We start from the raw sequence: 12,204 nt of genomic DNA on the forward strand, positions 1-12,204 counted from the left end.
TCTGCTGAGGCGGAGGCTTCACACTCGCAAGGGGTCGGTTTGCATGACCATGCCTGACGATCGGCTGACGGCGTTGGAAATCCGCGCCGCCGAGCAGGAGAACACCATCGAGGAACTGTCCGGGCAGATCGCCGAACAGTGGAAGGTGATCGAGCGCATGGAGCGCAAGCTCGCAGCGCTTACCGACCGGTTCCTGGAGTTGGAGGAGCAGACCGCCTCCGATGTTCCGGTGACCAAGCCGCCCCACTGGTGAGGAGCATGGGAAAAAACGGCCATGTCCGGTGAAAGCGACCGTGTCGCCAGGGCCGGCGACTATGTCTTTGGCCTGATGAACGACAGGGAACGCGCTCGCGCCGAGCGCGACCTCGAGATCGATCCCGCCTTTCGCGACACGGTGCTGCGGCTGGCCGAGCGCTTGCGCGCATTCGATCCCGCGGCACCTGAAGGGCGCGACAATCGCTGGGAGCTGGTCACGCGGCGCCTTGCCGAATTGCCGCAGATGCAGACACGCCTTGCCGGCGTCGCCGCCTCCGAGACGGAACCGCCGCCGGTGATGATCCATCGGCTTGAGCGCAAGTCCTACGGCGTCGGCCTGCATTCGCGTGGCGGCAGGCTTGGCTTTGTTATTGCGCTTGCCCTGCTGGCCGCCTTTGCGCTCGGCTATCTCGCCGGCACGCTATAGCTCACGCGACATCAGAAGCATCGGCGCGCCGTCCTGCTCGAAGGTCTCGACCGCCGTCCATCCAAGCGCCTCGTAGAAGCCGCGCGCCTGCCAGGTGTAGAGATAGAGCTTGCCGACACCGGCCGAGACGGCACGAGCTTCGACGGTTCTGACCAGCGCCGTGCCGACGCCGCTGCCGCGATATCCATCCTCGACGATCAGCCCAGCCAGCCATGGCGAGAAGTCGTGCGGCGAACTGATTTCGCTGCGGACGAGCAGGCAGCTCCCGATCAGCCGGCCACGGTCGCGCGCAACGAAGGCTGCCTCGGAGCCGTCGCCGGCGATCAGCCCGCGCAACCCGGCCATGTCCTCGTCGAGTGTCCGATCCGTGCCTTCGAAGAAAGCCGCTAGGCGAAGCCTCGCGATTGCTTCGACGTCGCCTTCCGCCATGGCCTCGATCGTCGGCCGCATAGTTCCATCTCCAAAGCGAAACCGCCGGGCGTTGGCCCGGCGGTTCAAACCTTGCTTCAGCCGCAGATCAATACGGGCAGGCGTTGTCGGTGGTGTAGTCGTGCACCTGGACCTTGCCCAAGATGATGTCGGCCTTGGCCTTTTCGACGGCCGCCTTCATCTCGTCGGTGACCAGCGCCTTGTTGTTGTCGTCCATGGCGTAATCGACGCCGCCTTCCTTGAGGCCGAGATTTTCGAGGCCGCCTTTGAAGGTGCCGTTCTTGCCATCCATGAAGGTGTTGTAGACGGCGACGTCGACCCGCTTCATCATCGAGGTCAGCACCTTGCCCGGCTGCAGGCCGTTCTGGTTGGAATCGACGCCGATGCCGAGCTTGCCGGCATCCGCTGCCGCCTGCAGCACGCCGACGCCGGTGCCGCCGGCAGCGGCGTAGACCACGTCGGCGCCCTGGTCGATCTGCGTCTTGGCGATCTCGCCGCCCTTGGCCGGGTCGTTCCAGGCGGCCGGCGTGTCGCCGGTCATGTTCTGGATGACGTCCGTCGCGCCGGCCGACTTGGCGCCGCCGACATAGCCACATTCGAACTTGCGGATCAGCGGGATGTCCATGCCGCCAACGAAGCCGACCTTCTTCGATTTCGAAGCCATCGCCGCCAGGATGCCGACGAGATAGGAGCCTTCGTTCTCCTTGAACACCAGCGAGCGGACATTGGGCAGGTCGACGGCATCGTCGATGATGGCGAAGTTGAGGTCGGTATATTCGGCTGCGACTTTCTTCAGCGCATCTTCCCAGGAAAAGCCGGCCATGACGATCGGGTTGCGGCCGTCCTCGGCGAAGCGGCGCAGCGCCTGCTCGCGCTGCGAGGCGTTGGAGACTTCGAATTCGACATAGGCGATGCCGGTTTCCTTCTTGAACTTCTCGGCGCCGTTATAGGCGGCCTCGTTGAAGGATTTGTCGAACTTGCCGCCCAGATCGTAGAGAATGGCGGGCTGCACGTCCGCGGCGAAAGCCGGAAGAACCATTGCAGTTGCGGCCAGAAGGCCGAGAACGATACGTTTCATGTGATCCACACCCTGTCGGTTATTTTTCCGTTATGCGCCGCCTGCCCGCCCGGTTCTCCGGCAGGCTTGCGGCGCCAGGCAGGAAGTGTTTTGCCCCTCCCGCTCGCGGTCAATCTGGCACGGCGCGAAACAAAATTCACGTGGAATTTTGACCTGTTGGAAAAAGCGGTTACCGGCGCAGGGCTCGGCGGTTTCGCCGTGGCCGACCGGCCGCAACAGCATCAAAACAAGGGCCTTCAGGGACTTGGGGCGAATTCCGCGCCGCGGCGCTTGCGCCGGTAGCCGATGGCGTAGAGCAGGAAGGCCAGCACCGCGAAAACAGCAAACCCTGGTTGCGCGAGCACCCAGGCGACGGCGCCGTCCCAGACCAGCGGGCTTGCCTTGGCGCGCACGAAAGTCTCGAAGGCCGCACGGGTATCGGGCGAGACCGCGAGCCAGCTTGCATTGAGCGGCGTCATCACCAGTGAGGAGGCTGCGACCGAGCGTGTCGTGTCAATCACCGCCATGATCACGGAGATCGACAGCGCAACCATGGCTGCCAGCCGAAAGATGAAACGCAACATCGACGCTCTCCCCGGGAAAGCTCCCGTCTACCCCGCAATCGACATAGAGCCTGCGTGGTTCCCGCGCAATCGCGACCTGTGAAATTAGCGAGCCCGCGCCGGTCTGCGCCGATTCACCCGCCAGACGGCCAAAATACCGCCGGCGATCGCGCCGACGATCAGGCCTCCCAGGCCGACAAAAGCCGCGAAAAATCCGCAGGCGCCCTCGAAGCAGCTCATATGCGTCAGGTCCGCTATCAGCGAACCGGCGAAGAAACCGGCGCAGGCGCCGATCGCGCCGCCAAGGATGATGCCGAGCAGCGCGGCAAGGATCGAGACGAAGACCGGCGGCCGTTCGGTCTCCGGATTGGCGTAGATCGTCTCGGCACCGGCCCCGTTGCGCAGCAGGTAGATGCAGAGCAGGCCGATGGCGATCTCGGCGACGGTGAAGCCCAGCGCCTCGGCCGAGAAGACGAAGTCGGACACGAGCAACACATAGGCCTGGCGCACCAGGAGCCAGATGATGATGGCGATCTGCCAGATCGTGTAATGGCGCGGGAAGCGGGCCGAGCGGTTGAAGGCAAGGCCAAGCAGGTACAGCCCCCACAGGATGGTGATGACGCCGCCGGTAAGGCCGCCATAGACCAGGAAGAACACGCTGTCGGGCAGGCTGAAGTCGCCGATCAGCCGCCAGGAGGAGATCAGCCCGTAGGCCGACAGCCCCATGACGATGACGAGCCACGCCACCGGGATGAGGGAAAGCCCGCCGTCCGGCCGCCCTGCGGGTTGCTGGTCGATCGATGCCATGTCGGGACGATGCCCCTCGCCCAGGCAATTCCGGGAAAGCCACCTCGCGGCTTTCCGGCGGGAATTGCAAAAAACCGAACCGGCAATCCAGGGAAAGCTCGCAACCGTCCACCGGGACTGCATGAAAACAAAGATTTGGCGCAGTCGACAGCCGGGCGGAGGCGAAGTCAAGCATCACCGGCGCGTCGCGATCGGCCTGTGCACATCATTCGAACGCATCGCCCCTGACCCTGTCTTTGCGCCCATACACGGCAAAAGCCGCGGCAATGCCAATATGGCTTGGCATTCGCTTTAGGATCGACTAGATGAGCCCCGCGCCTGTTTGCCTAGACGGCTAGCGGTGCCGGGAAGGGTTGCCTGCCGGTTGAAGGCACACCAGACATCCGTTGAGGACTTCCCAAGGGAGCATCTCCCCAACCCGCGCGGCGAAACCGACCGACGCGAGATGCCAAGACGGAGAGGTGGCCGAGTGGTTGAAGGCGCACGCCTGGAAAGTGTGTTTACGGGAAACCGTAACGCGGGTTCGAATCCCGCTCTCTCCGCCAGCCAACTTGATTGATTTCTATATTTTTTCGGAGCAGGCCGAGCCTTCATGCTCGACCAGGTGATATCTGAAACGGTCGCGCACGAATTCGTTGAAGAACTGTCCTTTTGAGAAGGCCGCCTTGAAAGCGGTGTAGACCTCGGGTCCTACGTCCTCATAGTCATAGCGCTTGCCGGTCGGGACGAACCATACCGAGAGGACCCGCCTCGACGGATCGTAATGGATAGTCCGGATCGCGGTGGAAGGCATGTGCCGTCTCCTGCTTCCAACGCTTAATCCTTCCTGCGCCGCGAGGTTCCGCCATGCCGGCTTGCACAAGGGGCCCGATTGCCTATCTGAGCCGCATGACATCATTGAAAAACCGAGCTGCCGGCGACGCTTTCCAGGGCGATCTCTTCGGTGCGCCTGAAAGCCAGCCGCCCATGCCCGTAGGCTTCTCCTACCTGCCGGACCTGATTACCCGCGACGAGGAACACGAGCTGGTCAGTCATATCCGGGGCCTGCCCTTCAAGCCGTTCGATTTTCACGGCCATCTTGCCAACAGGCAAATCGTCGGCTTCGGCTTGCGCTACGATTACGAACGCCGCCAGGTCGTGGAGGCGCCGCCCATACCGGACTTCCTGCTGCCGCTTCGCGCCAAGGTCGCCGCTTTCGCGTGCATCCCCGCAACAGAGTTCGCGCAAATGCTGATCAACGAATATCGCCCGGGCGCCGGCATAGGCTGGCATCAGGACAAGCCGCATTTCGAGCTGGTCGCCGGCGTTTCCCTGCTCGCGCCCTGCAGCTTCCGGCTGCGCCGCAAGAACGGCGCGGCATGGGACCGTGAAACGATCGAGGTCGAGCCCAGATCGCTCTACCTCATGGCAGGGCCGGCCAGGAACGAGTGGGAGCACAGCATCCCGCCAGTCGAACGCCATCGCTATTCGGTGACGTTGCGGACAATGCGGGCTCTTTAAGCAGCCGCGCCGGCGATTATCCGGGAACCATCGCGGGGCGCCAGGGTTGTGTCGTCAGGTTTTCCAGATGGAAAGGAAAGACGATGCGCATGTTGACGATGGTCCTGACGCTGTCGGCAATGGCATTGGCGCAACCCGCTTCCGCTCAACGCGCCGATCCGCAGCCGCCGCAAGCGACGCCGCCAGCCCAGGAGCCCATCCCCGGCCAGCCGCAGCCCGGCCAGTCCCAACCCGGCCAAGACGATGCCGCCCAGAACGTCACCAACATCGTCGTGGTGGCGATGGAGGACCTGCCCTCGGAAGTGAAGGCGCAGGCCGAAGCCATAGTCACCAGGACGACCGCCAAGGAACTGGCCAAGCTGCAGAACTCGGTCGACGCCTCGCCCGAGGCGACGTCGGTTCTGCATGCGAACGGACTGAATTCCTCGCAGGTCGTTGCCGCCAACATCGACGGTGACGGCACCCTGACGCTGATCATCCAGACGACGGCCTGACCTTTGGGGGCATGACCCAGCCGAACGGCGGCCGACGGGCCGCGGTTCGCCTTCGATCCTCACTCTTGCGGAGGCCGTCATGACCGAAGCCGCGGTCCGCAACTTCATGCTCAACTTCGGGCCGCAGCACCCGTCGGCGCATGGCGTGCTCAGGCTGGTGCTGGAACTGGACGGCGAGATCGTCGACCGCGCCGATCCGCATATCGGCCTGCTCCATCGCGGCACCGAAAAGCTGATCGAATACAAGAACTATCTGCAGGCCCTGCCTTATTTCGATCGGCTCGACTACGTCGCGCCGATGAATCAGGAGCATGCCTTCTGCCTTGCCGCTGAAAAGCTGCTCGAGCTGTCCGTCCCCCGGCGCGGCCAACTGATCCGCGTGCTGTTTTGCGAGATCGGGCGGCTCCTGTCGCATCTTCTCAACGTCACCACGCAGGCCATGGATATCGGTGCCCTGACGCCGCCGCTATGGGGTTTCGCCGAACGCGAGAAGTTGATGGTGTTTTATGAACGCGCCTCAGGCGCGCGTATGCACGCGAACTATTTCCGCGTCGGCGGCGTCCATCAGGACCTGCCGGAAAAGCTGCTCGACGACATCTGGGATTTCTGCGATCCGTTCCTGAAGGCCTGCGACAATCTCGAGGGCCTGCTCACCGACAACCGCATCTTCAAGCAGCGCAATGTCGATGTCGGCGTGATCTCGCTCGACGACGCCTGGGCCATGGGCTTCTCCGGCCCCATGGTACGCGGCTCGGGCGCCGCCTGGGACCTGCGCAAGGCGCAGCCCTATGAATGCTATCCCGAAATGGATTTCGACATCCCCATCGGCAAGCACGGCGACTGTTACGATCGCTATCTGGTGCGGATGGAAGAGATGCGGCAGTCGGTGCGGATCATGCGGCAGTGCCTGGAAAAGCTGCGCTCATCCGATGGCCAGGGTCCTGTCGCCGTGCCGAACCAGAAGATCACGCCGCCGCCGCGCGCCACCATGAAGCGCTCGATGGAAGCGACCATCCATCATTTCAAGCTTTATACCGAAGGCCACCGCGTGCCGCCCGGAGAGGTCTATGCCGCGGTCGAGGCGCCGAAAGGCGAGTTCGGCGTCTATCTGGTCTCGGACGGCAGCAACGTTCCCTATCGCTGCAAGATACGCGCGCCATCCTTCGCCCATCTCCAGGCGATCGATTTCCTGTCGCGCGGGCATATGGTGGCCGATGTCGCGGCGATCATCGGCTCGCTCGACATCGTCTTCGGCGAGATCGATCGCTGACGCGAAGGAGAGCCCGGCGCCTCTCCTTCGTCTCCGCCAACCGTCGAGCCCGACGCGATCCCGCCGACGGAACCGCTCTAACGCATGAACACCGCCCTCAGCCAGGCAAAGATGCCGGCGCCCGGGGAGATCGCCGCGCGCACGCGCGAGGCCGCCCAGCGGGCCGGCATGTTGGCGCCGACATGGCAATGGCAGACGACTTCATGCAGCTGCCAGTCGCTCATTTCGAAGAAGCGCTTGGCTTCGCCGTAAGTGTCGTCCCGCAGGCCTTGCGCGCGGAAGATCGGGTCCTCGAAAGCGATGGTTATCGCCGAGCCGTCGATACGCATTCTTTGGCGCACATCGGCAGAGGCGTATTCGGTGCCCGCCAGCGCCGTGAGGCGGCGGCCGGGATTTTGTTCAAGAAGCTGCGCCCAGCGCTCGAGGCGCTGGCCGCGATTGGCGATGAGAGCCGGTGCTTCGGCATGAACGTCGGCAACGGCGTTGATCTGATCAAGGGTTTGGTGCTTCACGGCCGTCTCCTGTGTCGGCAGATGGCCCCCGTCCACAACGGGATTTAAGGCGCCGACCGACGCCGGCAAGAGCCGAAACAGGCAGGTGGAATCATTTGATCATTGTCTGCCGCCGTCGCGCGCCGCGATCGTGTTGGAACCATCCGCGGGCGTGGCCGTTCTGCCAGCTTGCGCCGCCGATCGCTCCAGACGAAGCCTCCGAATGCAGCGGTCACCTCCATCAGTTCAGGTCGGGCAGGACATCCCGGTTTTTGGGATTCGCAGCAGGCCTTGCCAAGGCATCGAACGGAAGGAAAACGCGATGGCCATTCTCCCCAATCCGGACCCATCTCCCACGCCCGTGCCCACGCCGCCGCCCATCCCGGAACCGAAACCGGTGCGCGAGCCGGAGCCGGACCGGCTGCCCGACGAGGAGCCGATCCCCAATCCCGATGAGAATGACGCGCCGCCCAGGCATTCCGCAACCAGGCGGCGCCGGATTTGAACGGCTCGCGGGAGGCGCCTGATGCGCCTCCCGCCGCCTGATCATTCCCCGCGCATCGTCGCCTGGAAGGTCGGCAGGTGCTTCTTCTGCGCCTCGATCATGCGTTCGCGGTAGACGCCGTAGATGACGTCGGTGTCATGCAGCGTCACGCCCGCAATGGTCGGCGAGGCGAAGACCGGCAGCTCGATGCCGCGCTTCGACAATTGCTCGGCCGTGCGGGCAAGCAGCTCATGCGCCATGATCATCGCCAGCACCGTCGACGAGCCCGACACCGGGCGGCTCCAGCCTTCGATCGGCACCACCGCGTCCTCGATCGGCGAGCAGGTGTCGATGACGAGGTCGGCGGCGTCCGCCAGCCGCTTGCCGGAGGAATGCGTGGCCGGCTTGTCGAGATTGTTCTTGCTGGTGACCGCGACGACGAAGATGCCGCGCTTCTTGGCATAGAGCGCGGTGTCGATGCCGGAGGAATTGCGGCCACTATGGCCGAAGATGATGATGGAATCGCCCTTGTTCAGCGGCTGATGGTCGAGGAACTTCTCGGCATATTTCTCGGTCCGCTCCAGCCACAAAAGCTCGCGCACGCCGCCTGCGCCGAGCACGTTGTGCCACATCACGCGCGGGTCGGTCAGCGGATTGAAGCCGACGAAGCTGCCATAGCGCGGGAACATCTCCTGCGCCGGCAGCACCGAATGGCCCGAACCGTAGAGATGGACCAGCCCGCCATTTTGCAGCGTGTCGGCAAAGCGGCTCGCCGCCTGGCCGAAGGCTTCTTCATTGGCCTTCGATGCCTGCTCGATGAGGGCGGCGAGACGGGGAATGTAGAGATCGGACACTTCGGTACTCCTGTTGATCGTGTCAGCTTCTGGTGTTTGGAAGGCGGCCGGCGCGCAGCGTCGAGCGTATCTCGTAGCGGTCGCCGCGCATGACCGAGACGGTGAATTCGAACGGGCCGCGCTCGTCGATGGTGATGCGCTCGACGACGAAGGCGGGACTGCCCGCGGGCAGGTCGAGCAGCTCGGCATCGGCGGCGCTGACCGCGCCGACGCGGTAGTTCTCGCGCGCCTCGACCGGCACGATGCCGTACTGACGCTCCAACGCCTCATAGAGCGAGCCCTTGAGCAGGCCGGCATCGAGAAAGCCCGGCACGCGCGCGGCCGCCAGTTGCGCCGTCTGGATGCCGATCGGCTCGTTGTTGCCGAGCCTCAACCGCCGGATCCGCACGACAGGATCGCCCTCCTCGATCTCCAGCGCGCCGGCCGCCGCCGCACTCGCCGTCGTCAGGCTGCAGTCGAGCAGGCGCGAGCCGGCGACCACGCCGATATTGCCCATCTCCTGGGTGAAGGAGGTGAGCTCGCGCGTGCCGGCGACCAGTGTCGCCGAGCGCACGAAGGTGCCCCTTCCATGCTCGCGCCTGAGCAGTCCGCTTTCCTCAAGATTGCGCAGCGCGTGGCGAAGCGTGATGCGGCTGACGCCGAACAGCGCGCAGAGCCTGTCCTCGGCCGGGATCTGGTCGCCGGTCGCCCACTCGCCGCTCTTGACGATGGCGCGGATCGCCTCCTCGACCTGGTACCAGAGCGGCTCCGGTCGCCTGCGGTCCGGCTGCTGAAAGCTCGCTTCGCTCATCGGATCTGCCTCCACCCGCTTCCCGCCTGTCCGGCAAGCGCAGCACCGATCAGGCCGGCGCGGGAGCCGAATTTTCCAGGCCTAAGTTCGATGCCGCGCAGATGCGGCGGCAATTGACGCCGTAGCGCCGCAAGCAATGGCGGCGCAATCACATCCAGCGCATCGGCCAGGCCGCCCGAGACCAGGATGACGCCTGGATCGAGCAACCCGACCGCGCCAGCGAGCGCCGTGCCGAGCTGGCGCGCCGGCACCTCGAGCAGGGTCTGTGCGGCAAGCTGGCCTGCTTTGGCGGCGGCGATCAGCTGGCGGCTGTCGGCCAGTCCGATCTGTGCGGCAAGGGCGTCCAGCGCACGGCCGGAGGCGACACGTTCCAGCCAGCCACTGCGATCCTCGCCATGGTCCCTGACGTCGGCGCAGGCCCAGCCGAAGGAACAGGCGCCGCCATGCGCGCCGGCGACGATGCGGCCATTGGCCAGCACCGCCGAGCCGATGCCGGTGCCGATGGCCAGCAGGATCGCGTCGGAGACACCCTCGGCCGCGCCTTTCGCCGCTTCCGCGAGCAGCGCGATCTGCGCGTCATTGCCGACCGCCACGCGAAGGTCGGGAAACAGCGCCGCGATGTCGACGCCGTCGAGCCAGGGCAGATTCGGTATCCAGCGGCATGCGGAGCCCTCGACAAGTCCCGGCACGGCAAGCCCGAGCGCTTCGGCCTCGCCTGCGGCCGCAAGCGTGCGGACGCGCGTCACGAACGCGTCGAGGCTCGCCGGCGCCGGCTCGGGGACCTGTCGCGCCAGGCCGTCGATGTCGCCGTTATGGACGGCGGCGCGCAGATTGGTGCCGCCGAGATCGATGGCGAGGACCCGTGTCATGTATCGCGGCTCCGGTCAGCGTTTTTTCAGATGTCATTATAACGACATGATGTCGTCCGCAAGAGCCGAAAAGACGTTGACGGCTACCCATCGATCGGCGGTCGGCCCAGGAACTACATCTTATCTTGCTGATTTTATGTACGTTATCTGAATGGATCGACGTCATCTAGTTTTTCATCTGCAAACGTGCTCCCAACGTTTCGCATGCAAAGGGGCTTGCGCCTTTGCTCAAACTTGTCATAACGTCATCCACGCTGGTCATGGCTTTATGTGGAGGACGCCGATGTCGCTTGCCTGGATCTCGAAGCTTGGATTCGCCGCGGGACTTATTGCGCTGCCCGCGACCGGCTGGGCGCAATCGGTCAACATCTCCTACCTGACGCATTGGTCGCCGGAGACGGTGGCGCTGCTCGAAGCGGCGGCCAAGGATTTTTCCAAGGAGCACCAGGATGTCGCCGTCACCGTGCGTGCGGTTCCGTTCGGCGATCTCTTGACCACGCTGCGCTCGCAGGGCGGCTCGTCCGATGGTCCGACGATCGGCGGCATCTACGATCTGTGGCTGCCGGAACTGGCAAAGGACAAGCTCGTCGCCCCCGCTCCCGATGCGGTGGCAGCCGAGGTGAAAAGCGCCTGGCCGGCGGGCGTCGTCAGCGCCGCCTCGGTCGGCGGCACGCTCTACGGTATTCCGAACGAGATCGACGTCTACGCGCTGAACTACAACAAGGCGCTGTTCAAGGAAGCGGGCATCGCCGCCCCGCCCAAGACCTGGGCCGAACTCAAGGATGCCGCCGCGAAGCTGACCGACAAGGCCAAGGGCCAGCAGGGCTTCGGCATGATCAACTCATGGGCGGCGGGCGTGGTCCATCCTTTCGCCTCGCTGCTCGTCTCCAATGGTGGCAACCTGGTCAAGGACGGCAAGCCGGCGCTGGACAGTCCCCAGGCCGGCGAAACCTTCGCGCTCTATGAAGACTTGATAAAGTCCGGCGCGAGCAATCCGGCGATGGCAACGGCAGACGCCAACACCACGGGTCCGTTCCTTGACAATTTCGTCTCCGGCAAGACCGGCATGATCATCATGGCCAACTGGTGGGAAAGCGCGCTGAAGACCGGCATGGGCGACAAGTTCGCAAACATCGCCACCGCTCCCATCCCCGTCGGCCCAAGCGGCGACAAGCCGCATTCGATCTCCTATTCCTGGATGACCGTCGTCAACGCCAAGGCCGGCGAGGCCGAGCAGAAGGCAGCCTGGGAGTTCCTCGCCTGGCTGAATAGCCCGAAGTCGGGCAAGAACGGCGCCTCGGCCATGTCCGACATATTGATGTCGATGGGCATCCTGCCGTCACGCACTTCCGACATCGAGGCGCACAAGGACAAGCTCGGCTCCGAATTCCTGTCCGGCTACGTCTCGGTGCTTGCCGATGCGCGCCCCTTCCCTGTCGTGCTCGGCGGCCAGGAATTCTCGGAATCGCTGCAGCAGACGCTCGAGGCGTTGCAGTATGGCCAGGTCTCGGCCAAGGATGCGCAGGCGAATGCGCAGACCGACGCCACGTCGATCCTGGAGCGCGCGGCGAAATAGAGTCGGGTTTCAGCCCGGCATGTTTTGGGTCCGATGAATGGCCAAAGCTTTTCGTGCCTCGGCGGGCATCATGCTTGCGCCCGCCGTGACATTGATCGGCGTGTTCGTGCTGCTGCCGATGCTGCTGACCGTGTGGCTGTCCTTCCAGGACTGGTCGACGCAGACGCCCTTTTCCGAGGCAAGCTTCGTCGGGCTTGGCAATTTCCACGAGATTTTCGGCCCCACCTCGGTCGGCCGCGATTTCAAGACGGCCCTGCTCAACACCGCGATCATCGGCACCATGTAGGTGGAAAACAGCACCGTGCGCAGCGCCGTGCCGCCGGCGACCTCGCGCTGGT

General features: G+C 64.4%; 17 protein-coding genes and 1 tRNA gene. 9 read left to right on the forward strand and 9 right to left on the reverse strand.

Translation table 11 applies throughout. The features are described from left to right. Nucleotides 1-43 precede the first annotated feature (43 nt). Both FJ425_RS19855 and FJ425_RS19860 read left to right on the forward strand, forming a co-directional pair. A complete protein-coding gene (locus FJ425_RS19855) occupies nt 44-253 on the forward strand; it encodes a SlyX family protein (protein WP_140546338.1) in 210 nt (69 codons plus the stop codon). A 21-nt stretch (nt 254-274) separates the two neighbouring features. Beyond that, nucleotides 275-682, forward strand: a complete 408-nt coding sequence (locus FJ425_RS19860; protein ID WP_140632613.1) for a hypothetical protein — start codon at nt 275-277, stop codon at nt 680-682. On the opposite strand, the gene FJ425_RS19865 is transcribed toward FJ425_RS19860, so the two are convergent. The 4 genes from FJ425_RS19865 to FJ425_RS19880 form a co-directional block, all read right to left on the reverse strand. After that, nucleotides 677-1,132, reverse strand: coding sequence for a GNAT family N-acetyltransferase (locus FJ425_RS19865; protein WP_140632616.1), 456 nt, complete (start codon nt 1,130-1,132; stop codon nt 677-679). The genes FJ425_RS19860 and FJ425_RS19865 overlap by 6 nt on opposite strands. A 67-nt stretch (nt 1,133-1,199) precedes the next feature. Continuing rightward, nucleotides 1,200-2,189, reverse strand: coding sequence for a BMP family ABC transporter substrate-binding protein (locus tag FJ425_RS19870; RefSeq protein WP_140632619.1), 990 nt, complete (start codon nt 2,187-2,189; stop codon nt 1,200-1,202). A gap of 236 nt (nt 2,190-2,425) precedes the next feature. After that, nucleotides 2,426-2,752, reverse strand: a complete 327-nt coding sequence (locus FJ425_RS19875; RefSeq protein WP_140632622.1) for a hypothetical protein — start codon at nt 2,750-2,752, stop codon at nt 2,426-2,428. Nucleotides 2,753-2,836: 84 nt separating this feature from the next. Beyond that, entirely contained in the window at nt 2,837-3,538 is a 702-nt protein-coding gene (locus tag FJ425_RS19880; protein WP_140632625.1) for a DUF2569 family protein, read from the reverse strand. A 455-nt stretch (nt 3,539-3,993) separates the two neighbouring features. Here FJ425_RS19880 and FJ425_RS19885 point away from each other — a divergent pair. Beyond that, a tRNA-Ser gene (locus tag FJ425_RS19885) sits at nt 3,994-4,083 on the forward strand. A gap of 17 nt (nt 4,084-4,100) precedes the next feature. On the opposite strand, the gene FJ425_RS19890 is transcribed toward FJ425_RS19885, so the two are convergent. After that, the gene (locus FJ425_RS19890; protein WP_140546332.1) at nt 4,101-4,331 is read right to left on the reverse strand and encodes a KTSC domain-containing protein; all 231 of its coding nucleotides are present in this window, start codon (nt 4,329-4,331) and stop codon (nt 4,101-4,103) included. 95 nt (nt 4,332-4,426) lie between these two features. Between FJ425_RS19890 and FJ425_RS19895 the strand changes: the two genes are divergently transcribed. The 3 genes from FJ425_RS19895 to FJ425_RS19905 all read left to right on the forward strand — a co-directional run bounded on the left by FJ425_RS19895 (nt 4,427) and on the right by FJ425_RS19905 (nt 6,802). Further along, nucleotides 4,427-5,038, forward strand: coding sequence for an alpha-ketoglutarate-dependent dioxygenase AlkB (locus tag FJ425_RS19895; protein ID WP_181164933.1), 612 nt, complete (start codon nt 4,427-4,429; stop codon nt 5,036-5,038). Between the two features lie 83 nt (nt 5,039-5,121). Beyond that, nucleotides 5,122-5,532 carry a hypothetical protein gene (locus tag FJ425_RS19900; protein WP_140546330.1) on the forward strand — a complete coding sequence of 137 codons (411 nt, stop codon included), beginning with the start codon at nt 5,122-5,124 and terminating at the stop codon, nt 5,530-5,532. 79 nt (nt 5,533-5,611) lie between these two features. After that, nucleotides 5,612-6,802 carry an NADH-quinone oxidoreductase subunit D gene (locus FJ425_RS19905; protein WP_140725533.1) on the forward strand — a complete coding sequence of 397 codons (1,191 nt, stop codon included), beginning with the start codon at nt 5,612-5,614 and terminating at the stop codon, nt 6,800-6,802. Nucleotides 6,803-6,879: 77 nt separating this feature from the next. Here the strand turns inward: FJ425_RS19905 and FJ425_RS19910 are convergent, their stop codons facing one another. Continuing rightward, on the reverse strand, nt 6,880-7,314 hold the full coding sequence (locus tag FJ425_RS19910) for a hypothetical protein (RefSeq protein ID WP_140546328.1): 435 nt from the start codon (nt 7,312-7,314) through the stop codon (nt 6,880-6,882). Between the two features lie 301 nt (nt 7,315-7,615). On the opposite strand from FJ425_RS19910, the gene FJ425_RS19915 reads away from it, so the two are divergent. Then, on the forward strand, nt 7,616-7,798 hold the full coding sequence (locus FJ425_RS19915; RefSeq protein ID WP_095766249.1) for a hypothetical protein: 183 nt from the start codon (nt 7,616-7,618) through the stop codon (nt 7,796-7,798). Between the two features lie 41 nt (nt 7,799-7,839). Here FJ425_RS19915 and FJ425_RS19920 read toward each other — a convergent pair whose 3' ends face one another. Genes FJ425_RS19920 through FJ425_RS19930 form a run of 3 tightly spaced genes read right to left on the reverse strand, consistent with a single transcriptional unit; the run spans nt 7,840 to nt 10,290 of the window. Further along, nucleotides 7,840-8,631 (reverse strand): SIS domain-containing protein, encoded by a 792-nt coding sequence (locus FJ425_RS19920; RefSeq protein ID WP_095766248.1) that lies wholly within the window; start codon nt 8,629-8,631, stop codon nt 7,840-7,842. A gap of 22 nt (nt 8,632-8,653) precedes the next feature. Beyond that, nucleotides 8,654-9,421: a GntR family transcriptional regulator gene (locus tag FJ425_RS19925; protein ID WP_140632631.1), complete on the reverse strand. Its 768-nt coding sequence runs from the start codon at nt 9,419-9,421 to the stop codon at nt 8,654-8,656. Continuing rightward, complete coding sequence (locus FJ425_RS19930; RefSeq protein WP_140632634.1) at nt 9,418-10,290, reverse strand: ROK family protein; 873 nt, start codon at nt 10,288-10,290, stop codon at nt 9,418-9,420. The genes FJ425_RS19925 and FJ425_RS19930 overlap by 4 nt, the downstream gene beginning before the upstream one ends. Nucleotides 10,291-10,573: 283 nt before the next feature. Between FJ425_RS19930 and FJ425_RS19935 the strand changes: the two genes are divergently transcribed. Together FJ425_RS19935 and FJ425_RS19940 are read left to right on the forward strand one after the other, a co-directional pair. Then, nucleotides 10,574-11,866 carry a sugar ABC transporter substrate-binding protein gene (locus FJ425_RS19935; protein ID WP_140632637.1) on the forward strand — a complete coding sequence of 431 codons (1,293 nt, stop codon included), beginning with the start codon at nt 10,574-10,576 and terminating at the stop codon, nt 11,864-11,866. 37 nt (nt 11,867-11,903) lie between these two features. After that, on the forward strand, nt 11,904-12,152 hold the full coding sequence (locus FJ425_RS19940) for a hypothetical protein (protein WP_246677962.1): 249 nt from the start codon (nt 11,904-11,906) through the stop codon (nt 12,150-12,152). Nucleotides 12,153-12,204 lie beyond the last annotated feature (52 nt).

It is taken from the genome of Mesorhizobium sp. B2-7-2 (assembly GCF_006440775.1).
Classification (GTDB): Bacteria; Pseudomonadota; Alphaproteobacteria; order Rhizobiales; family Rhizobiaceae; genus Mesorhizobium.